This is a genomic window from Pseudomonas sp. NFX5 (assembly GCF_049132125.1).
GTDB lineage: Bacteria > Pseudomonadota > Gammaproteobacteria > Pseudomonadales > Pseudomonadaceae > Aquipseudomonas > Aquipseudomonas marginalis.
In genome coordinates this window covers 1-20,121 of sequence record NZ_JAFMZG010000044.1, presented here as the reverse complement: position 1 = coordinate 20,121, position 20,121 = coordinate 1, and the positions used below count along the sequence as shown (strand labels likewise).

General features: G+C 62.8%; 18 protein-coding genes. 4 read left to right on the top strand and 14 right to left on the bottom strand.

Annotated elements, in window-relative coordinates:
- The first annotated feature begins 6 nt into the window (after window positions 1–6).
- On the top strand, window positions 7–1,338 hold the full coding sequence (locus J1N02_RS28025) for an ABC transporter substrate-binding protein (protein ID WP_027608469.1): 1,332 nt from the start codon (window positions 7–9) through the stop codon (window positions 1,336–1,338).
- Window positions 1,339–1,364: 26 nt separating this feature from the next.
- On the opposite strand, the gene J1N02_RS28020 is transcribed toward J1N02_RS28025, so the two are convergent.
- From J1N02_RS28020 to J1N02_RS27970, 11 genes are all read right to left on the bottom strand, one after another.
- Window positions 1,365–2,531 (bottom strand): alpha/beta hydrolase family protein, encoded by a 1,167-nt coding sequence (locus J1N02_RS28020; RefSeq protein WP_027608470.1) that lies wholly within the window; start codon window positions 2,529–2,531, stop codon window positions 1,365–1,367.
- A 25-nt stretch (window positions 2,532–2,556) separates the two neighbouring features.
- Window positions 2,557–3,531: a VOC family protein gene (locus J1N02_RS28015; protein ID WP_027608471.1), complete on the bottom strand. Its 975-nt coding sequence runs from the start codon at window positions 3,529–3,531 to the stop codon at window positions 2,557–2,559.
- Between the two features lie 165 nt (window positions 3,532–3,696).
- Entirely contained in the window at window positions 3,697–5,121 is a 1,425-nt protein-coding gene (locus J1N02_RS28010) for a carbohydrate porin (RefSeq protein WP_027608472.1), read from the bottom strand.
- Window positions 5,122–5,202: 81 nt separating this feature from the next.
- On the bottom strand, window positions 5,203–6,441 hold the full coding sequence (locus J1N02_RS28005) for an MFS transporter (RefSeq protein ID WP_421148070.1): 1,239 nt from the start codon (window positions 6,439–6,441) through the stop codon (window positions 5,203–5,205).
- Between the two features lie 48 nt (window positions 6,442–6,489).
- Complete coding sequence (locus tag J1N02_RS28000) at window positions 6,490–7,431, bottom strand: NAD-dependent epimerase/dehydratase family protein (RefSeq protein ID WP_092356976.1); 942 nt, start codon at window positions 7,429–7,431, stop codon at window positions 6,490–6,492.
- A gap of 1 nt (window position 7,432) precedes the next feature.
- The gene (locus tag J1N02_RS27995) at window positions 7,433–8,425 is read right to left on the bottom strand and encodes a fumarylacetoacetate hydrolase family protein (RefSeq protein ID WP_027608475.1); all 993 of its coding nucleotides are present in this window, start codon (window positions 8,423–8,425) and stop codon (window positions 7,433–7,435) included.
- The gene (locus J1N02_RS27990) at window positions 8,422–8,853 is read right to left on the bottom strand and encodes a VOC family protein (protein WP_027608476.1); all 432 of its coding nucleotides are present in this window, start codon (window positions 8,851–8,853) and stop codon (window positions 8,422–8,424) included. The genes J1N02_RS27995 and J1N02_RS27990 overlap by 4 nt, the downstream gene beginning before the upstream one ends.
- 11 nt (window positions 8,854–8,864) lie before the next feature.
- On the bottom strand, window positions 8,865–9,617 hold the full coding sequence (locus J1N02_RS27985; RefSeq protein ID WP_092356973.1) for an SDR family NAD(P)-dependent oxidoreductase: 753 nt from the start codon (window positions 9,615–9,617) through the stop codon (window positions 8,865–8,867).
- Window positions 9,617–10,900: a histidinol dehydrogenase gene (gene hisD, locus J1N02_RS27980; protein WP_027608478.1), complete on the bottom strand. Its 1,284-nt coding sequence runs from the start codon at window positions 10,898–10,900 to the stop codon at window positions 9,617–9,619. Before hisD ends, J1N02_RS27985 begins: the two co-directional genes overlap by 1 nt.
- A 29-nt stretch (window positions 10,901–10,929) precedes the next feature.
- Window positions 10,930–11,946: an SMP-30/gluconolactonase/LRE family protein gene (locus tag J1N02_RS27975; protein ID WP_027608479.1), complete on the bottom strand. Its 1,017-nt coding sequence runs from the start codon at window positions 11,944–11,946 to the stop codon at window positions 10,930–10,932.
- A 15-nt stretch (window positions 11,947–11,961) separates the two neighbouring features.
- Window positions 11,962–13,089, bottom strand: a complete 1,128-nt coding sequence (locus J1N02_RS27970) for an FAD-dependent oxidoreductase (RefSeq protein WP_027608480.1) — start codon at window positions 13,087–13,089, stop codon at window positions 11,962–11,964.
- 297 nt (window positions 13,090–13,386) lie between these two features.
- Between J1N02_RS27970 and J1N02_RS27965 the strand changes: the two genes are divergently transcribed.
- Window positions 13,387–14,313 carry a LysR family transcriptional regulator gene (locus J1N02_RS27965; RefSeq protein WP_421148069.1) on the top strand — a complete coding sequence of 309 codons (927 nt, stop codon included), beginning with the start codon at window positions 13,387–13,389 and terminating at the stop codon, window positions 14,311–14,313.
- Here the strand turns inward: J1N02_RS27965 and J1N02_RS27960 are convergent.
- Entirely contained in the window at window positions 14,301–14,741 is a 441-nt protein-coding gene (locus J1N02_RS27960; RefSeq protein ID WP_421148068.1) for a winged helix-turn-helix transcriptional regulator, read from the bottom strand. The two genes, J1N02_RS27965 and J1N02_RS27960, sit on opposite strands and share 13 nt — an antisense overlap.
- A gap of 164 nt (window positions 14,742–14,905) precedes the next feature.
- Here J1N02_RS27960 and J1N02_RS27955 point away from each other — a divergent pair, with 164 nt between their 5' ends.
- Window positions 14,906–16,489: a phytoene desaturase family protein gene (locus tag J1N02_RS27955; RefSeq protein WP_027608483.1), complete on the top strand. Its 1,584-nt coding sequence runs from the start codon at window positions 14,906–14,908 to the stop codon at window positions 16,487–16,489.
- A 2-nt stretch (window positions 16,490–16,491) separates the two neighbouring features.
- Complete coding sequence (locus J1N02_RS27950) at window positions 16,492–16,716, top strand: hypothetical protein (protein ID WP_027608484.1); 225 nt, start codon at window positions 16,492–16,494, stop codon at window positions 16,714–16,716.
- Between the two features lie 51 nt (window positions 16,717–16,767).
- Here J1N02_RS27950 and nirD read toward each other — a convergent pair whose 3' ends face one another.
- Both nirD and nirB read right to left on the bottom strand, forming a co-directional pair.
- Window positions 16,768–17,130 carry a nitrite reductase small subunit NirD gene (gene nirD, locus J1N02_RS27945; RefSeq protein ID WP_027608485.1) on the bottom strand — a complete coding sequence of 121 codons (363 nt, stop codon included), beginning with the start codon at window positions 17,128–17,130 and terminating at the stop codon, window positions 16,768–16,770.
- Window positions 17,130–19,673: a nitrite reductase large subunit NirB gene (nirB, locus tag J1N02_RS27940; RefSeq protein WP_368959992.1), complete on the bottom strand. Its 2,544-nt coding sequence runs from the start codon at window positions 19,671–19,673 to the stop codon at window positions 17,130–17,132. The genes nirD and nirB overlap by 1 nt, the downstream gene beginning before the upstream one ends.
- Window positions 19,674–20,121 lie beyond the last annotated feature (448 nt).

Below are 20,121 nucleotides of genomic sequence, written 5' to 3'. Positions count from 1 at the left end.
ACCTCCATGACACATCGCTTATCGCTGCGCCGCCTGGCCTTGGGCCTGGCCCTGATCACCGCCGGGCTCACGGCCGGCGCCCAGGCTGCCAACGAACAATACTTCCCGTTGCAGAGCTACCGGGTCGGCCCGTACGCGGCCGGTGGCACCGGTTTTTTCGGGGGCTTTATCGACTACCTGCAATACATCAATGCCAAGGGCGGGGTGAACGGCGTCAAGCTGACCTGGAGCGAATGCGAGACCGAGTACGTGGTGGAAAAAGGCGTTGAATGCTATGAGCGCCTCAAGGGTGGGCTCAACGGTGCGCCGGCCGCCGCCACCAACCCGCTGTCAGTCGGCATCGCCTATGCCACCCTGGACCGCTCCACCGCCGACAAACTGCCGCTGATCACCATCAACCATGGCCGCACCGATTCCACCGACGGCAGCGTGTTCCCCTACGTGTTCCCGCTGCAGCTCAACCCGTATTCGGAAGTCTCGGCGATCATCAACTACATCGGCCAACGCGAAGGCGGCGCCGACAAGCTCAAGGGCAAGAAAATCGCCGTGCTCTACCACGGCTCGCCCTACGGCAAGGAAACCAATGGCGTGCTCGAAACCCTGGCGAAAAACGCCGGCTTCGAACTGACCCTGCTGGAAGTGCCGCACCCCGGCAACGAGCAGCAATCGCAGTGGCTGAACATCCGGCGCCTCAAGCCCGACTGGGTGATCCTGCGCGGCTGGGGCGTGATGAACCCGGTGGCGCTCAAGTCCGCGCAGAAAGTCGGCTACCCGGCCGATCACATCATCGGCAATATCTGGAGCAACTCTGAAGAAGACGTGGTACCGGCCGGCGCCGCCGCCAAAGGCTTTATCTCGATCACCACCCACCCGTCGGGCACCGACTTCCCGGTGCTGCAAGGGATCAAGCAAAGCGTGGTAGACGCCGGCAAGGGCAACCTGGCCGACCCCAAGCGTTTCGGCACCGTGTATTACAACCTGGGCGTGGTCAACGGCATCCTCAACGTCGAAGCCCTGCGCCTGGCCCAGGAAAAATACGGGCAAAAACCACTGACCGGCGAGCAGGTACGCTGGGGCTTCGAACACCTGAACCTCGACGACGCACGCCTGCAGGCCCTGGGCGCCAAGGGCCTGGTGCAACCGCTGAAACTGTCCTGCGCCGACCACGAAGGCGGCGGCGCCGTGCGCTTCCAGCAATGGGATGGCCAACGCTGGAACCTGATCAGCGACTGGGTACAGGCCGACCGCGCCCTGCTGCGGCCGATCATCGAAGCCTCGGCGGCGCAGTACGCCAAGGAGAAAGGCATCACGCCGCGGGATTGCAGCAAAGAGCAGTAAGCCCGAAATAGACCGTTGTTGAGCGCTCACCCGGAGTGGGTAGTACCGCCCAGGCGCTCAGCAACCCAATCGGCAATCCAGGCGCCGGCGTTCGAGGTGTTGTCCAGGCTGCTGTGGTGGATACCGCCTTCACGCGGGGTGAACACCTTCAATTCGCGATCCGGGCTGTTGGTGAGTTGGTCATAGGACTGATGCGCGTACGCCAGCGGAATCTGCCGGTCGGCCTCGCCATGACTCACCAGGAACGGCACCTTGATACGCTCCATTACCCCGTTGAGGTGCACCTGCTCGGCGAGCGTCATGAACGCCTCCATGCTGCTCGCACCCCACACCCAGCACACGTGCTCCCAGTAGTGCGGCACCGGTCGTTCACCTTCGCGGGCCAGGCGGCGCTTCTGCATTTCGCCCCAGTTATGGTTCGCCCCCCACACTGCGCCCAGGGCGAAGCGCGGTTCGAACGCTACAGCGCGCGGGCAGTAATACCCACCCAGGGACACCCCCAGCAAGCCGATACGCAGCGGGTCGATTTCGCGGCGGGTTTGCAGGTAGTCCATCAGCGGGCTGGCCCACAGTTCGGTGTTGACGACTGCGGTCATGCCATGCAGGCGCAGGGCTTCGCCGGTGCCGGGCTGGTCGATGAACAGGCTGGAGATGCCGCGTTTGGCAAGCAATTGCGGGAACAGCCCGGCGCGATGGACCATCTCCTTGGTGCTGTCCAGGCCATTGATCACCACCAGACACGGCGCCGCGTCAGTTACGCCCTCAGCCGGGGTGAACAGCCCGGCGAGATGGGCACCGTCGTAGGGAATTTCAAACCGCCGGGTATTTTCGCCAGACAGTTCGACGCCTTCGGCGAAGGTGCGCAGAAACTTGGCGTACAACGCTTTGCGAGGCGCATGACCGTGAGCCTGCATACGCTCGGCAGTGATGAAATACACCGCCGCGCGGTTCAACTTGTCACCGGCGCTGAGCCACCTGCCGGCCGCCTTGTCTTCCTGCGCCAAGGCCACCAGGTTGTCGCCTCCAGCCTCCCAGGCGGCCATAAACGCCTGGGTGCCCGCATCGTCACCCTGGCGGGCTACCTCCAGCAGCGGCCGGCACATGGTGTCGATCTCGCCGATCTTGCCGCCCATCTCGATGGCTGCCGCAACTGCCAGGCTCCACACATAATTGGTTTCGAAATACTGGAACATGCTCATGGGTCAATCCTTGTGAAAATCAGCGGCGCATAGCCGGGAATTCGCCCTGGTAAAAGGTCACGTCCCAGGGAATGTCGTCCTGCATGAACGCAGGCGGGTTGCCCATCCACTGGGCCGTGCCGAAGCGAAACTCCCATTCGCGCGGTACCCAACTGTCGTCGAGGTAATCGGTGTCGGCGCCGTACTCGGCCTCACCACCGGTGGGTGAGTTGAAGTAGCAGAAGATTGCCGAAGCGATGCGGTGGCGGCCGGTACCGAGAAAGCCATGCTGCCAACCGCGTCGGGTCATGTAATTGGAGCCGACCATCACCTCGTCGAAGTCCTCGACCCCGAAGCAGGTGTGATGAAAACGCGGCACCCCGCCCGCCCCCGGTGCCTTGTTATTGAGCAGGAAGGTGTTGTGGTGCTCATTGGCACCGTCGGCGCGCAGGTAGGTACCCACGCCTTTCTGATGGTCGGACAGGCGAAAGTTCAGACGGTCGCGAAAGAACGCAAAGCTCTGCCAATAGTCATCCACGGCAAACACCACGTGGTTGATGGTTTTAGGTCGAGCCCGCGTGCGCCATTTGCGGTGCTGGTTGAGACGGTTGACGTTGCCGGCAGCGTTGACCGGGTCGGGGGCGTAAGTGACTTTCCTGCGGTTGAACACGCGAAGCCCCAAGGCCTGGCCGCAATCGCTGAGAAAGTGCCAGGCATCATCATCGCCCAGGAGAACCTCACGGTCGCTGGACAAGTCGGCGACCAGCCGCGCCAGGTTTTCAGCGTTGTCCACGCCCCAGATGGTCTCCTTCACACCGAAGCCTTCGTAGCGCGACGCCGGAATAGAGGGGTGATGCATTTCGCGCACGATAATGGTCGAGCCTTCCTCCAGTCGATACAGGCTTTCCTGATCGTTGGCACTGAGGCGCACCAGGCCGAAATCATCAAAGAAGCGCGAGGCCAGGGCCAGGTCCTCGACGCCATACAACAGGGTGTCGATGCCGATGATCGCCATCTCAGGTCTCCTGGAAAGTGAAATTGCGCTGCATGGTTGTGTCCTCGTCAAACAGGGGTCTAAGGCCAGAGTAAGAAGCCCGGCCCATGCCGACTAATCGTTTGTCGACATGGGTTCTATCCATGGCGTGGATGGCTTCAGGCGCCCGCCATGGAGTGCGGCGAATCAGTGACGGCTGTTCAAACCCAGCATCTCGTCGAATTGCACATGCAACAGCAGCCCGGCGGCATAACCATCGCGCGGGTTGACGCCGGTGTAGGGGTTCAACCAACTGCTGGCTCCCCACGTACGCAGCACGAAGGGGCTGAGGACGATGCTGTCGGTGAGGATGAAGTTGGCGTCCAGCGCGACCGCATACTCGTTGCGCCCGGGGCGGTAACTGCCACCGCCCGATGCCGCGTGGGCCTCTTCAAGGAAGCGTTGCTCGCGACTGGTCAGTTGTGCCCAGTTGACGTTCACCGAATAGCTGTCGAACGGTCGGCTGCGAAAGGGTGCGGAAAGAATCAGCCCTGCGTTGCCTTGGGTGCCGACGCCATTGGTGGTGCCTTCATCAAGTGTGTGGGTCAAGCTGGCATAGGCCGCTACCGCCGTTGGGTTGAGGTCTTGGGTGGCGCCGCCGTCCTGGCGCCAGACGGTTTTCTTGGCGCCCAGGTAGAAACCTGTCACGCCCTTGCGGGTATCGGCAGCGGCAGTTGTGTCAGTGACTTTCGAGGTGCCGTTGACCGTGAAATAGGGGTCGGTCTGTTGCCCGTTATTGTGAAAGCCCAGCACCTCGAACGTTTGCGGGTAGGCTTGCATGCGGTAGTCGGTGCGATAGGCCAGGTTCGCCAGGTACACCGTACTCAAGGTGCCGCCACTTTCGCCGACGTCGCGCTCCCAGCCATTGGTGAAGGGATAGGCATTGTTGCTGCGCCACGCACCGACCTGCGCGCGCACGGCGGGGCTGAAATCGTAGCCGACGCGCGCGCCCCAGTTGGCGTAGGGCGGCGGGTTGATACCGGCCGTGTCCTGCAGGATCGCGTTCACGCATCCCAGCGGCACGTTGCACAGCGGCAGCGCAAAGTAGTTGCCGGCGTTGCTCTTGCCCGCTTCGATGGACAGCTTGTCGTCGAGCAATTTCTGCTCGTAGGTGAACAGGCTCAGGTGGCTGACATTCGGAATGTAAGGGCCCGGTTTACCGGCAATCACATCACCCACCTGCCGACCGTAGTCCAGGTTGCTGGTCCAGGGCACGTACAGCTGCTCGAAGTGGATCGTCCCACCGGGCAGGCCAATGAGCTTGTCGAGGTTGAAGTCGGCGCCGATGGCAAAGATGGTCAGTGACTCGTGGTTACCGGTGTACAGGCCGGCGCTGGGGTTGCGCAGGTAAATCTCAGTCATCGACAGGTGCGGGCTCACACCATGGTCGTTGAGCCACTTGCCCTGCGCCTCAAGAAGCTTGCCACTTTTGGGTGGCACATTGGGCTCCACATTCAATACGCGCGGACCGACTTTTTCATTCGGGTACTCGTCGCTCGGCGCGTCGGCAGCCAGGGCGGGGCCTGCCGTCACGATGATCAATGCACAACCAACCACCATTCGAATCGTCATGTTCAGTCTCTTTTGTTGTTTTTATGAGATAAGGGGGCCTGCTCCGGTACCAGGGCACCGGAGTGTTCGGTCATTCCAGGGTCAGGCGTCTTCGAGATTGACGCCGGTCAGGCGCAGGTTGCGTGCCGCCCGGCACTTCACCAGGCTGGCGCCGAGTGCCAGCAGTACCACCGGCAGGCAGAGCCAGCCGGCCCAGCCAATGGTGGTGGCCAGGCTTCCGCTGACCTTGCCAACGGCCACGACCAGGATCGGACTGAAAAACATGCCCAGGCAGTAGCTGCCGTACCACATGCCAGTGCCCAACCCGCGGCGCTGCCACGGCAGTTCACGCATGTTCCAGATGGCCAGGGTGGGCAACATCAGGCCGCAGCCCAGGCCGTTGATCAGTGCAACAACCATGATTGCCTGCCAGGTGTGCATCGCCGGAATCAACAGAAAGCTGGTAGCGATCAGGCCAAAGGCCAGGGCCAGGCAATGGGGGGTACGCAGGCCCAGGCGAGTCAGCAGGTGCACGCTAAGAGTACCCAGCACGATCATCACGCTGCACGCCGACGCGACGAGGCCGGCGGTCTGCGGGGACGGTTCGCCGATGTCCCCGAGCAGGTAGGCCATCTGGATCTGCAGGATCATGAACATGACCGCGCCGATGAAGGTCACCACACAAATCCCCAGCATCAGCACCGGCCGAAAGCTCACGTTGTTGCGCGCCTGCTCTTCGTCCGACGCCATGCTGGCTGCGCGCGGTTCCCACAGCATGACCTTGCTCAATAGCGCCAGTGCCAGGGGCACCGCGTAGACTACATAGGGCATGCGCCAGCCAAGTTCACCCAAGGCGCCGCCTACCATGAAGAACAGGATCGCCGACGACGACGCAAAGGTGGTTTGCAGCGCCAGGTACTTCTGGCGTTGCGCACCGCTGTAGTAGTCGCCGATCAGCATGGTGCTGATGGTCACCACCACCGCCTCCACGCAGCCCAGGGCGATACGACTGACGATGATTGCGTAGAGCGAGTCGAGGAACATCGGCATCAGGCCGAACACGCCGTAGCCGACAATCGACGCCACCAGCAATTGCTTGCGCCCATACCGATCGGCCAACACGCCCACCAGCGGGCTGAGCAACGCCACCAGCAAGCCGGGAATAGTCAGTGCCACCGGGATCAGGAACTCGACGTTAGGCACGTCGGAAAAATGCGCCTGCATCTGTGGCAGGCTCGGCGCTACCACGATGGCCGCCATCGGTGACAGACAGTTGATCAACAACAACAGGTACGTAGCGAGGGTCGCCTTTGACTGGGTGACGCGGGTAGGAGCGTTCATGGCCTCTCCGGATTGTTATTATTAAAGGGTGAAACGCACGCTTGGGTATTACAACTGCAGGGTTCGCTCGATCAGTTGCTCGATGCCTCCATCATGGCGCAAGCCCAGGGCTTCGGATGCCTCGGCATGCAAGGGCGGATAGCGGCCGAAATTCGCCTCCAGGTGTTCATCAGGCTGGTACTCCACCTGTGCACGGCGGTCTTCGCCGAAACGCCTGCACAGCCCGTCGACCAACTGCGCCATACTCAGGTGCAACACCGGCAGCGCGAACACTCGCCGCGCCACCAGTCGCTCGGGCGCCAGCGTAGCGGCGTGCAGCAGGTTATCGACACAGCGTGCCGCCGACATCCACCAGGCCTGCGCCTGCGGCGATACCGGGCACTCGAAACGCGTGCCCGCCGCCAGCGCCCAGAACACCTCGCTCATGAACGCCGACAACAACCCGGAAGGTTGCGGCGGGCGGGCCACAATGCCCGGTAAGCGCAGGCTGATGCCATCGATCCAGCCACGGCGGCTGAAATCATCGATCAGCAACTCACCCATCAATTTCTGGGTGGCGTAACTCAATTGCGGGTGCAGGGGCGTGTGGTCGTCTACCGCGGTCGCCAAGGGCGAGCCATACACCGCGATGGTGCTGGCGAACACTACCCGCGCCGGGTTGGGTTGATCCTTGAGCCCTTCCAGCAACGCCAGCGTGGCATCCAGGTTGACTCGACGGCCCAGGCTGTAGTCGCGCTCGGCGGCCCCACCGGGGATGCTCGCCAAATGGAAGGCGATATCGACCGGCGTTTCCAGGGCATCGGCCAGCAACCGCAGGTCGGCGATACTGCCGGCAAGGCAGCGCACGCGGGGGTCCGGCGGTATCTGAGGAAACGCCAGGTCCAGCAGGGTCAAACGTGTCCAGCCCGGCAGTGCATAGGGATCGGCCAGTAAGCGACGTACCAGGGTGGCGCCCACAAAACCATTGGCGCCGGTGATCAATACATGCATGTCAGTGCTCCTGCACGGGGGCTGGAACAAACCGGTGATCGATGGCGCCGAACAGGCTTTGCCCGTCCAGGCCAAAGATCTCAAAGCGCAAACGGTCGCCGAATTTCAGGAAAGGCGTGTTCGCCTCACCCTGCTCGATCACTTCTATTGCACGTCGCTCGGCCAGGCAGGCCGAGCCTTTGGCGGTGTAGTCACGGTTGGAGAAGGTGCCCGAGCCCAGCACCGTACCGGCGCGCAAGTTGCGGGTACGAGCCAGGTGCATTACCAGTTCCGGGAAGCTGAAGTCCATTTCATCGCCGTTGGGTTCGCCGAAACGCTGGCCGTTGCACTGCACATGCAGCGGCAGCTTGACGCGGCCGTCGTGCCAGGCTTCGCCCAGTTCATCCGGGGTGACCGCCACCGGCGCAAACACCGTACTGGGTTTGGCCCGCAGTGGACCGAAACCGATACTCACCTCCTTGAACAGATGCGCGCGCAGGCTCACGTCGTTGAGCAGCATCAGCAACTTGATATGCCCCGCCGCTGCCGTTGGCTGAACGCCCATGGGCACATCATCAAGCACCACTGCCACCTCGCCCTCGAAATCGATCTGGTGGTCCTCGCCGGGCACCGGGTAATCGTCGCAGGCACCGAAGAAATCGTCCCCGGCGCCCTGGTAGATGATAGGCACGCCGGGATCTTTCTTGATGTCCAGATTGTACGCACGCTCCATCAGGCTGCCGTGGTTGAGGAACGACGAGGCATCGGCCCATTGGTAGGCACGGGGCAGCGGTGCCATGGCCGCGCGCGGGTCAAAATCGAACGCCTGGGGTGCCCGGCCTGCGTTAAGTGCGGCGGACAACTGCTGCAATGCCGGCTCGCAGCGGGGCCATTCTTCCAGCGCAGCCTGCAGGGTGCCGGCGATTCCACTGGCCAGCACCGCGCGGCCCAGGTCGCGACTGACAACCACCAAGCGCCCATCGCGGGTGTGATCCTTCAGGGTTGCAAGTTTCATCGGTGTGCTCCTGGCCCGGACCACAGGGCCGGGCATTCAATGAGTTCCAGCAGATTGCCGCTGTTGTCGCGCACAAAGCCCATGGGGCTGCCTTCGATGACCGTCTCAAAAACGATGTCGGCACCTTTGCCGCGCAACGCGTGGAAGGCAGTCGCGGCATCCTGCACGGCAAAGCACAAGTGCTTGTGGCCGTGGGTCTTGAGGTCCAGGTGCGGCTCGCGACGGTCACTCGGTAACGGGTGCGCTTGGTCCAGCTGGAACAGCTCGATGCGGTAGTCGCCGCAGCGGATAAAGGCGATATGCGCCGGGATCCGGTCAATGTAGGCGCGGCTTTCCAGCTCGAAACCGAGCATCCGCCGGTACCAGCCGATGGACGCCTCCAGGTCGGGGACGCTGATCCCGCCGTGGTGGGGTTTGATCGCAAACATGGCAGCCTTCCTCAGTTCAGTGCCCGACCGCCATCCACTGGGATGACCGCGCCGGTGGTAAATGTCAGGTGGCAGGCCAGGGCCAACACCGCCTGGGCGACCTCTTCGGGCAAGGCCAGGCGACCCAACGGGGTACGTGCGGCTTGCTCGTCACGCCAGCCCTGGGCCAGGCCCTGGACGAACTCCGTATCGGCCAACCCCGGCGCCACCGACACCACCCTTACCTGAGGCGCCAGGGCACGGGCCAGGGACCGGGTCAGGTTGTCCACCGCCGCCTTGCTCGCGCAGTAGGCAATATTGCTGCCCATCGCCGTACGCGCGGCAATCGAGCTGATGTTCACCACCAGCCCATCGCCGCCGGCCTTGAGCAGCGGTGCCAAGGCCCGGATACAGGCGATCGGACCGCGCACGTTGATGGCCAGGATATTGTCGATCAGCCCGTCATCCAGACCCTCAAGGTCGGCATGTTCGACAAACCGCGTCGTGCCGGCGCAATTGACCAGAATGTCGCAACGCCCAAAGTGCCTCTGTACCTGAGTGGCCAGTCGCTCGAGCATGGCGCTGTCGGTGACAGGTGCCGCCACGGCGAGGTGGCCACCGGCAACAGTCGGCAGGTCAGTCACCAGGGTATGGGCGGCATCGCTGGAGCGGTTGTACCCCGCCACTACGCTGGCACCCGCGCGGGCCAGGGCATGGCAGATCACCACCCCCAACCCGCCGGTGGCTCCGGTAACGACGGCGACCTTGCCTTCCAGGCGGCCCATCAGGAGGCCTTCTTCAGGCGACGCACACGGATATCCGCCTGTTCCTTGTGGCCGGAGAAATGCTCCAGTGCACACAACCGCGAGCAGACTTCACCGATGGCCACGCTGGCTTCGTCTGTGAGCACCCGCTGGTAGGTATGAGTCTTGATGAACTTGCCCACCCAGAGCCCGCCGGTGTAACGCCCGGCGCCCATGGTCGGCAGCGTGTGATTGGTGCCGATCACTTTGTCGCCGTAGGACACATTGGTGCGATGCCCCAGGAACAGGCCGCCATAGTGAGTCATGCGCGCCAGGAACCAGTCCGGGTCGCGGGTCATCACCTGCACGTGTTCAGAGCAGATGCGCTCGGATTCGGCGAGCATCTCTTCGTCGCTGTCACACAAGATGATCTCGCCATAGTCGCGCCAGGCCACACTGGCCACCGGAGCGGTGTCCAGGCGCGCGAGCACCTGCTCGATGGCCGCCGGCAATTCTTCGGCAATACGGCGGCTGGTGGTCACGCAAAACGCCGGTGAAGTCGGCCCATGTTCGGCCTGGCCCAGCAGGTCGACCGCCACCAGTTCGGCATCCACCGTGTCATCGCAGATGACCATGGTTTCCGTAGGCCCGGCGAACAGGTCAATACCGACGCGACCGTACAGTTGACGCTTGGCTTCGGCCACGTAGGCATTGCCCGGACCGACGATCATGTCGACCTTCTCGATGTGTTCGGTGCCCAGGGCCATGGCAGCGACACCTTGCACGCCACCCATCACATAGATTTCATCAGCCCCCGCCATGGCCATCGCGGCGATGATCTCCGGCGACGGCTGGCCATCGAATGGCGGTGCACAGGCGATCACGCGTTTCACACCGGCCACTTTGGCGGTAAGCACGCTCATGTGCGCCGAGGCCAGCAGCGGGTACTTGCCGCCAGGGATGTAACAGCCTACCGAACTCACCGGGATGTGCTTGTGCCCGAGCACCACGCCCGGCAGGGTTTCGACCTCCACGTCGCGCATCGACAGCAACTGGATTTGGGCGAAGCGACGGATCTGGGCCTGGGCGAAGGTGATGTCCTCAATGGCCTGGGGCGACAGGCTGTCTATGCACGCCTGGATCTGCTCCTGGCTCAGCCGCAGGCTCGGCGGGTTCCAGCCGTCGAACTGTTGCGAGTACTCCCGCACAGCCGCTTCACCACGCTGATCGATCGCATGGATAATCTGTTCGACCGTGTCGCGCACCTGGGCGTTGAGTGCCGCCTTGTGCTCCGCCGGTTTGCCTTTTTTCAGATAACGAATCATGAGCCGGTTCCTGTCTTGTTATTCGGTATTCAGCGCCAGTGGATCAGCGGTTGGCCCGCCAGTGGCGCCCGGAAAAACGGAATGCGTGTGCCCTGCAGACTGCCCAGGTACACGGTTTTCAAATCGGGCCCGCCAAACGTCAGGCTGGCCATCCACGGTGCCAGTGTGCCGTGGGCAGCCTGCATGATCTGCGGGGTGAGGGTTTTGGCCCGGTAGTGCTGGTTCAGCAACGCTGTGGCGACCGGGTTACCGTCATCAAGCAGGTTGAGTACTTCGCCATCGGGGGTCAGGGCAATCAGCTTGTCGCTCATCACCAAGGTCACCCACAGGTTGCCGAAGCTGTCGAAGGCAAAACCGTCGGGAAAGCCCTCCAGCTCCGCCGGGCCAAACACTTCACGCTCCCCTAGCGAGCCGTCGGCCTGCTGGCGCAGGCGGGAGATTCGCCGCACATTGCTTTCCACCACGTACAACCATTCTTCGTTGTCGTCGAAGCGGATTTCGTTGGTGCCGCCAAACCCTTCGGCGACGATGCGAATGCCCTGGGCGTCGATCACGCCGATGTAGCCATCCAGCACGCCGGAATTGATCGAGTCGGTCCACGGTTGCATCGTGGTCGTCACCGTGAACCAGATACGCCCCTTGCGATCCCGTAGAGGGAAGTTGGTCTTGCCCAGGGGCTTGCCGTCGAGCTGGTCAAACAGCACCTGGACATGTCCCTGGCGGTCGAGCTTCTCGATACGGTCCAGGCCCCAGTTGCAGATGATGAAGTCGCCCTGCTCCGTCAGCGCCAGGCCATTGGGCAGCGACGCGCCCTGGGACTGCACATAGCGCGATTCGAAGGACGCCGCCTGCGCCTCCACCTGCGTGGGCGCCAACAAGGTCTGCTCGCCATTGGCGGTAATATGCATCACCCCGCCACGTGCGTCGGCGGACCACAGGCTACCGTCGGGCTGGGCGATGATGCATTCGGGGCGTTGCAGATCGTGGCCGACGAAACCGATAGCGTCGCGGTCGACCTGCCAGCCTTTGAGCGGATTACGTTGCATGAGCATGTCCTTGGGTCAGATAGGCTGGGCGACCACATCGATCATCTGTTTCATCAAACCGGCGAAGTTGGCATCCGGTGTCGGCCGCTGCTCCCACTCGCCGATCTGCACGGACCCTTGGTTGATGAATTTGCAACGCTCGTAGCGACGCTGCATGAAACCTTCGAGCACCTCGGCCAGACTCAGCTCGGCGCCACACAGTTCACCCAGCACCACGGCATCCTCCACCGCCTGCGCGGCGCCCTGGCCCATGTGCGGCGTGGTGGCGTGCGCGGCATCGCCAATCAACAACACGCGCCCGCGGTACCAGGGGGCCGGCATCAACAGGGCTTCCAGCGGGCGATAGACCACTTGGGTGTTGTCGGTGATCTGGGCGCTCAGCTCCGGCACCAGGCCGCCGTAGCCTTCAAGGCGTCGGCGGAACTCGGCGGCCAGCGTGTCTGGGTCGAAGAACGGGTTGCCGGGTTCTTCGAACACCGACAGGATGTACAGGCTGTCTTCGGTCAATGGCGTGTAGCCAGCCTTGCCGCCCGGCTTGCCCTCAAACATGTGCGACCAGAGCAGGTCCTTGGGCCGTGGCAGGTTGTAGCGCCACACGCCCTGCCCCGTGAATTGCGGCGTGTACTGCTCGCCGAATACCGTCGTACGCACTTTGGAGTACACACCGTCGGCCCCCACCACCAGGTCATAATCACCCCGACTGCCGTCGGTGAACCCCACGCTGACGCCGTGTTCATGTTGAGAAATATCACTGAAGGTCAGGCCCAGACGCAGGTTGGCGCCACTGGCGGCCACCGCATCAAGCAATACCTGATGCAACGCCGGACGGGTCAGTCCGAGGTTCGCGGGATACTGCTCGCCGGCCAGCCGTGCACCACTGAGTTCGGCTTTTACCTCCCCCTGCTGGTTGCAGATGCGCAGGCCCTTGTAAGGGAAACCCGCGGCCACGGCCGCGTCGGCAATACCCAGTTGCGCCATGGCGCGAATGCAGTTGGCCTGGACCACGATACCCACGTGATACACCTTGGCCTGGGGGCTGATTTCGACAATATCGACCACTACGCCGGACTTGCGCAGGGCGATGGCGGCGCTGAGGCCGCCAATGCCACCGCCGACGATCAGCACATGCTTGATGGCGCTCATCAACGCACTCCTCTTGGATGCAGAGTGAAGTGGGCACACAGGCTTGGAAGCGTGAGGTGGGACACAGGACTGCTCTCCATATTTATTGTTGTTATGGCCGGCCTCACAGGGGGCTGGCTGAACATGGGCCAACCTTACTCACCCCTCAGGTATGCCGGAAATTGTTTGTTCGGATAGGTCCCATCCATCAGATGGATAGCCCAACAGCCACCGCTATTTGCGTTTCAAATCCTTTGCCAGGCAGGTATAACAAGCCTGGATGCCCGTAAGCACAATCATAAAAAACGGAGTAACGCCATGCGCTTTCACGGTCTGGATTTGAACCTCCTCGTGGTGCTGGACATGCTGCTGGCGGAGCAGAACATCACCCGTACCGGTGAGCGCCTGCACCTCAGCCAGCCGGCCACCAGTGCGGCGTTGTCACGCCTGCGCGACTATTTCGAAGATGATTTACTGGTACAGGTCGGTCGCAGGATGGTCCGTACACCGATGGCCGAAACCCTGGCCCAGCCGATTCGTGATTTGCTGATCCAGATGCGCTCCACCTTGGAAAACCGCAGCCGATTCCAGCCGGACCTGGCACGCCGAAACTTCACGCTGATGGCGTCGGATTATGTGGGCATGGTGCTGCTGCCCGAGGTCAGTCGCAGGCTGAACACCCTGGCACCGTCATGCTCCATCGAACAGTTCCTGCCCACGGATGAGGCCGCCCTTGAGATCGAGCGTGGGCACGTGGACTTCCTGGTGCTGCCGGACAAGAACATCCTCAAGGAACACCCCTGTGTGGCGCTGTTCAGCGATGAATACGTGTGCGTGATGTGCAAGGACCATCCGGCGGCCCATGGGCCTTTGTCCATGGATGACTACAAGGCGCTGGGGCACGTGCTGGTGCGCTGGGGCGGCGAACATCGCGCCCCGATGGCTGATGAGTGGTTTGCGCGCAGTTTCGGGTTCACACGCCGGGTGGAAGTGACCACCAACACCTTCAACAGTGTGCCGCCGTTTCTGATCGGTACCCTGCGGGTCGCCACCATGCACCGTCGCCTGGCGGAGAGATGGGCACAATACTTGCCGCTGCGGATCGTGTCCGCCCCCTGGACCGCGCCGCCGCTGACCATGTCCATGCAGTGGAACAAATACCAGCAACTCGACCCCGGGCTGGCCTGGTTGCGCAACCTGATCATCGAGACCGCCGCCTCGATGGATCCCGATCAGGCATCGTAGACCTGGCGGGCGGCCTCGATGACCGGGGCCTGTTGTTCGAGCCACACCAGCAGCGCCTCAAACTGGGTGACCAATGAAACGCCCAATGGCTTGAGGCTGTATTCCACCTGCGGCGGAATGGTAGCGATCACACGACGTTCGAGCATGCCGTCACGTTCCAGCGCACGCAGCTTGAGGGTGAGAATGCGCTGCGACAAGCTACCCTCCGCCATATCGTTGACCTGCCGTTGCAGTTCGGTAAAACGCAGCGTACCGGTGTGCAGCACCAGCAACAGCAACGGGGTCCAGCGGTCGCCAAGCCGAGCCAGGGATTCACGCACAGGCCCATGGGGATCATTGCCGCCGCGCAGCACCCGCGCTTTCAGATCATCCAGCGCCTGGCGCTGAATCTTGTCGACCACATGCATCGAGCCTTCACCTTTGTGCATCCCTCTCTCCCTGCCAGCCCCTGGGGGGTACGTACATTCAGGTAACCGACCTACATTAAAGTGCCGTCTTCCGCCTGCCGGCCCGCTGCCCCAGTATCCGGCACAGCGGCGCCCTGCCCCCGGGCAGTACGCCGACAACAAAAACAACAGAAGCGGAAGATCCTATGAATCATTACGATATCGTCGCCATCGGCGGCGGGCACAATGGCCTCGTGGCCGCAGCCTATCTGGCCAAGGCCGGCAAAAAAGTCCTCGTGCTGGAACGCAAGGACTATGTGGGCGGTGGCGTGACAACGCGCCAGCTTAACACTCCAGGCTTCTGGCATGACGAGCACTCCAGCGTGCATATCATGATCCAGGGCAACCCCATGATCACCCGCGACGAGCTCGGTCTGTTCAGCCGGTTCGGCCTCAAGTACAACTACTCCGATGTGCCCCATGCGACCGTCTTCGAAGACGGCAGCGCACTGATCACCTACCGCGACCTGGACAAGGCCTGCGAATCCATCGCCAGCGTGTCGCCTCGCGACGCAGAGACCTATCGCAAGCTGGCGACCAAGGCCGCCGGACTGCTGCCGATGTTCCTCTCCGGTTTCTATTCGCCCCCGCCGCCCATGGGGGCCATGGTCGCCATGCTTGACCAGAGCCAGGAAGGCCGCGAGATGTTCGACGCCATGCAGCGCAGTACCCTGGACATCGTCGACAACCTGTTTGAGCACGACAAGGTCAAGATCCACCTGTTGCGGGTGATCGCCGAAAACCTGCAAGCCCCGGACGAGTTGGGTACAGGTATGGGTGTGTATGTGTTCGTCGGCATCATGCACACCTACGGCGTGTCGCAACCGGTGGGTGGCAGTGGCAAGCTTTCAGAAGCCCTGGTGCGCTGCATCGAGCACCACGGCGGCGAGATCCGTTGTAACAGCGAAGTGCGCAAGGTGATCGTCGAAGGCGGGCGCGCCAACGGTGTGGAGCTGGCCGACGGTGAGCGAATTCTGGCCCGAGACGCGGTGGTCGGCGCCTTGCACCCCCATGTCATCAAACGCTTCGTCGACGGGCTTGATCCTGGGGTGACCGCACGCGCCGAACGCGCCACGCTGGCCCCATTCAGCCTGTTCGTCAGCCACTACGACTTGCACCGGCAGGCCGAGTTTCATGCCGGCGCCGATGTCGGTCGCGCCACGATGCTGACCATGATGAGCTGCGACCGCCTGAGCGACATGCTCGACGACTTCGACGAGTTGCGCCGTGGGCGGGTGTCCAGGCGCAGGCTGGTGGCCGGTGGCGACGAGAGCATCAACGACCCGACCCGCGTGCCGCCAGGCAAGGGCATGTTCCACGGTATGACGTTCGCACCCTATGACCTCGCCGAAGGCGGTGCCGCACGCTGGGACGAGTACAAGGAGGAATTCGGCGATCTGAGCCTCCAGGCGTACCGCAAGTTCGTCAAGAACCTTACGCCGGATAACATCATCGCCCGCAAGGTGTGCTCGCCGCTGGACCTGGAACGCAGTTCGCCCAACTCCATGGTCAAGGGCGATGTACACGGCGTCGCCCCCTACTTCTACCAGAGTTTCGCCCACCGCCCTACGCCCGACCTCGGCCGCTTGAGCGTACCCGGGCTGGACAACCTGTACCTGGTGGGTCCTTTCATGCACCCGGGCGGCGGCGTATTCGGCGCCGGCCGGGGCACCGCAATCAAAATATTCGATGACCTGGGCATCGATTTCGACCGTGTGACAAGGAACTGATCATGAAAATATTCGGCAGCGACAACAGCGAGCTGATGACCGTGAGCGCCATAGAGCGCAGCGGTGACGACCTGGTACTCAAGGGTAAGATCTTCGGCGCCATGCCCATGCTGGCCAGGGTGCGACCGGAAGAAGCACGTGCAGCCTTGCGCCTGCTTGATATCAAGACGGCTGTGTTCCTCTTGAGCCTGCTGTTCAGGCCGGCCAGCCGCAAAGCCGGCAAGTAGGCGCCAGGGTGCTGCAGGAGAGCGGCTTGGCCACTCACCTGCAGCGCTGCATCAGTCCACTCCCAACTCCACCACCCCACCGCTCAGCCGCACTGGCCATACCCGCAAACGCTGGTGCGGTGCCTCCAGGCACTGGCCGTCTTCCAAACGGTAATGCTGCTTGTAGATCGGCGCGGCCACCACCAGGTCGCCCTTGATGCTGCCGACCAGCCCGCGTCCGATCACATTCGCGCCGGATTCCGGGTCGTGGTTGTCGATGGCGTACAGCGTCTGGTCCCGGGCGCCGGGCAGGTAGAACAGCGCGACTTGGGCGCCGTCCAGCCACACCACGACGCCGGAATTACTCACCAGGTCGGTCTCGTTGCACACGCTTTTCCAGGTGGCAAGGTTGCGCTGCGTGTTGGACTGGCTCATCAGGCAAGCTCCTCGGTGACGGCAATCAGGTTGAGTTCGGCGGCCATGATCGGCCGACGCTGGCCGCGTTCCTGGACAAAGTGGATGTCCGGGTCGGGGCGTTTGTCGTTGACGAAGGTGCGGAAGCGCTTGAGTTTTTCCGGGTCCTTGAGGGCGTTGGCCCACTCGCATTCATAGCGGTCGACCACCAGTTGCATCTGCGCTTCGAGCTCGGCGCCCAGGCCCAGGCTGTCGTGCAGGATCACGTCCTTGAGGAAATCCAGGCCGCCTTCCAGGCTTTCGCGCCAGACCGAGGTGCGTTGCAATTTGTCGGCGGTGCGGATGTAGAACATCAGGAAGCGGTCGATGTACTGGATCAGCGTGGCGTCATCCAGGTCGGTGGCGAACAGTTCGGCGTGGCGTGGGCGCATGCCGCCGTTGCCGGCGATGTAGAGGTTCCAGCCCTTCTCGGTGGCGATCACGCCCACGTCCTTGCTCTGCGCCTCGGCGCATTCGCGGGTGCAGCCGGATACCGCGAACTTGAGCTTGTGCGGCGAACGCAGGCCCTTGTAGCGGTCCTCGATCAGCAGCGCCATTTTCACGCTGTCCTGCACACCGTAGCGGCACCAGGTGCTGCCCACGCAGGACTTCACCGTGCGCGTGGACTTGCCATAGGCGTGGCCGGTTTCAAACCCGGCCGCGATCAGCTCGGCCCAGATGTCCGGCAACTCGTGCAGTTGCGCGCCAAACAGGTCGATGCGCTGGCCGCCGGTGATCTTGGTGTAGAGGTCGTATTTCTTCGCCACTTCGCCAATCACGATCAACTTGTCGGCGGTGATCTCACCGCCCGGAATACGCGGCACTACCGAGTAGGTGCCGTTCTTCTGCATGTTGGCCATGAAGGTGTCGTTGGTGTCCTGCAACGGCACCAGGGACGCGTCCATGATCGGCTGGTTCCAGCACGAGGCCAGGATCGACCCCACCGCCGGTTTGCACACATCGCAGCCGGTGTGGCCACGGCCGTGCCTGGCCAGCAGTTCTTCGAAGGTGGTCACCCCTTCCACGCGCACTAGGGCATACAACTCCTGGCGGGTATAGGCAAAGTGTTCGCACAGGCTCTTGTCGACGCTGACGCCACGGGCAATCAGCTCGTGCTCGAACACCTGCTTGAGCAACCCGGCACACCCACCGCAACCGGTGCAGGCCTTGGTCTGCGACTTGAGCAGGCCAAGGTCGCTGCAACCGCCGTCGATGGCCGAGCAGATCGCGCCCTTGTTGACGTTGTGGCACGAGCACACCGTGGCCGAGTCCGGCAAGGCGCCTGGGCCGAGGGTCGGTGCGCCGCTGGACGATGGCAGGATCAGGCTGGCCGGTTCGGCCGGCAGCGCGATGCTGTTCTGCATGTATTGCAGCAAGGTGTCGTAGTAGCTGTTGTCGCCGACCAGCACCGCGCCAATCACGTGTTTGCCGCTCGCATCCACCACCAGGCGCCGATAGCTGGCGGTCGCCTCGTCGATGAACTGGTAGCTGCGCGCACCCGGCGTATGGGCGTGGGCGTCGCCGATGGAGCCCACGTCCACGCCCAGCAACTTGAGCTTGGTGGACATGTCGGCGCCGACAAACGGCTCGGCGCTGTGCTCGCACAACAGCGCGGCGACGCCACGGGCCATTTGGTAACCCGGCGCAACCAGGCCGAACAGGCTGCCGTTCCAGGAAGCGCATTCGCCAATCGCATAGATGTTGGGGTCGCAGCTCAAGCACTCGTCGTTGATCACCACGCCGCCGCGCGGGCCAATGTCCAGGCCGGCCTGGCGAGCCAGGGCATCCTGGGCGCGGATCCCGGCGGAGAACACAATCAGGTCAGTCTCAAGGAACTCGTCATTGGCAAAGTTCATGCGATAGCGGTACTGCTCGCCGGCGCTGATCGACTGGGTGGCGCGGGACAGATGCACACCGACGCCGAGCCGCTCGATCTGGGCCTTGAGGGCCAGGCCGCCAAAATCATCCAGCTGTACCGGCATCAAGCGCGGCGCGAATTCCACCACATGGGCTTCCAGGCCCAGGCTTTTCAGGGCGTTGGCGGCTTCCAGGCCGAGCAGGCCACCGCCCACCACCACACCACGGCGGGCATTGGCGGCTGCGGCACGGATGGCGTCGAGGTCTTCGAGGGTGCGATACACCAGGCGCGAGTCGCCTTCGGCGCCCTCGATCGGCGGTACGAACGGATAGGAACCGGTGGCCAGCACCAGCTTGTCGTAGCCCACGCAGCCCTGGGCGGTGATCACTTCACAGCGTTCGCGATCGATCTCCAGCACCGGTACACCCAGGTGCAGGGTGACACCCGGCGTCTGGTACAACGCGGCGTCCGACAACGCCAGGGACTCGGCATCGCGGCCGGTGAAATACTCGGAAAGGTGCACGCGGTCATAGGCACGCATCGGCTCTTCGCTGAACACGTGCAACCGGTAGTGATCCAGCGCGCCGCGTTCGATCAATTGCTCCACGCAATGGTGGCCGACCATGCCATTGCCGACGACGATCAGGGTTTTCATCTGTTTGTTCATAGCAAGCACCCGACAACGTTCATCACGGTTTAAAAAGCAAAAAAAAACGCCTGAAACCTTGCGGTTCCAGGCGCCTTTGCCTGTTCTTATGCGGGATCGGATCGGCGACTGCGCCGGATCTACCGCTTTATACCCCTGTTGTCGATCGTCGTTGACCGAGGTGGGTTGAGGGGGGAGCTTGCAGGGTCTGTGCCAATTGGTCGCGAGCCTTACTGCGACGCCTTCTGGCGGTACTCATCGAGTCTGAATGCACACTTCAGCGCCTCCAACTGGTGCATCCCGCGACAAAAAAGTGCATTCCCGGATAAAAATCAAAGGGTCACAGAAGAGCGGGCTTGCTGTGGTGAGCGGGCTTGCCCCGCGCTGGGTGGCGAAGCCGCCCCATCACTGCCGCTGCTTACTTCCTGTAAGGACTGAGGTGCCTGGGTTTAGGGCTGCTGCGCAGCCC

What these genes read in the sequence shown, in the direction of transcription:
- J1N02_RS28025 (WP_027608469.1), top strand. Translation starts at nt 7, where the DNA reads ATGACACATCGCTTATCGCTGCGCCGCCTGGCCTTGGGCCTGGCCCTG.
- J1N02_RS28020 (WP_027608470.1), bottom strand. Translation starts at nt 2,531, where the DNA reads ATGTTCCAGTATTTCGAAACCAATTATGTGTGGAGCCTGGCAGTTGCG.
- J1N02_RS28015 (WP_027608471.1), bottom strand. Translation starts at nt 3,531, where the DNA reads ATGGCGATCATCGGCATCGACACCCTGTTGTATGGCGTCGAGGACCTG.
- J1N02_RS28010 (WP_027608472.1), bottom strand. Translation starts at nt 5,121, where the DNA reads ATGACGATTCGAATGGTGGTTGGTTGTGCATTGATCATCGTGACGGCA.
- J1N02_RS28005 (WP_421148070.1), bottom strand. Translation starts at nt 6,441, where the DNA reads ATGAACGCTCCTACCCGCGTCACCCAGTCAAAGGCGACCCTCGCTACG.
- J1N02_RS28000 (WP_092356976.1), bottom strand. Translation starts at nt 7,431, where the DNA reads ATGCATGTATTGATCACCGGCGCCAATGGTTTTGTGGGCGCCACCCTG.
- J1N02_RS27995 (WP_027608475.1), bottom strand. Translation starts at nt 8,425, where the DNA reads ATGAAACTTGCAACCCTGAAGGATCACACCCGCGATGGGCGCTTGGTG.
- J1N02_RS27990 (WP_027608476.1), bottom strand. Translation starts at nt 8,853, where the DNA reads ATGTTTGCGATCAAACCCCACCACGGCGGGATCAGCGTCCCCGACCTG.
- J1N02_RS27985 (WP_092356973.1), bottom strand. Translation starts at nt 9,617, where the DNA reads ATGGGCCGCCTGGAAGGCAAGGTCGCCGTCGTTACCGGAGCCACCGGC.
- hisD (WP_027608478.1), bottom strand. Translation starts at nt 10,900, where the DNA reads ATGATTCGTTATCTGAAAAAAGGCAAACCGGCGGAGCACAAGGCGGCA.
- J1N02_RS27975 (WP_027608479.1), bottom strand. Translation starts at nt 11,946, where the DNA reads ATGCAACGTAATCCGCTCAAAGGCTGGCAGGTCGACCGCGACGCTATC.
- J1N02_RS27970 (WP_027608480.1), bottom strand. Translation starts at nt 13,089, where the DNA reads ATGAGCGCCATCAAGCATGTGCTGATCGTCGGCGGTGGCATTGGCGGC.
- J1N02_RS27965 (WP_421148069.1), top strand. Translation starts at nt 13,387, where the DNA reads ATGCGCTTTCACGGTCTGGATTTGAACCTCCTCGTGGTGCTGGACATG.
- J1N02_RS27960 (WP_421148068.1), bottom strand. Translation starts at nt 14,741, where the DNA reads ATGCACAAAGGTGAAGGCTCGATGCATGTGGTCGACAAGATTCAGCGC.
- J1N02_RS27955 (WP_027608483.1), top strand. Translation starts at nt 14,906, where the DNA reads ATGAATCATTACGATATCGTCGCCATCGGCGGCGGGCACAATGGCCTC.
- J1N02_RS27950 (WP_027608484.1), top strand. Translation starts at nt 16,492, where the DNA reads ATGAAAATATTCGGCAGCGACAACAGCGAGCTGATGACCGTGAGCGCC.
- nirD (WP_027608485.1), bottom strand. Translation starts at nt 17,130, where the DNA reads ATGAGCCAGTCCAACACGCAGCGCAACCTTGCCACCTGGAAAAGCGTG.
- nirB (WP_368959992.1), bottom strand. Translation starts at nt 19,673, where the DNA reads ATGAACAAACAGATGAAAACCCTGATCGTCGTCGGCAATGGCATGGTC.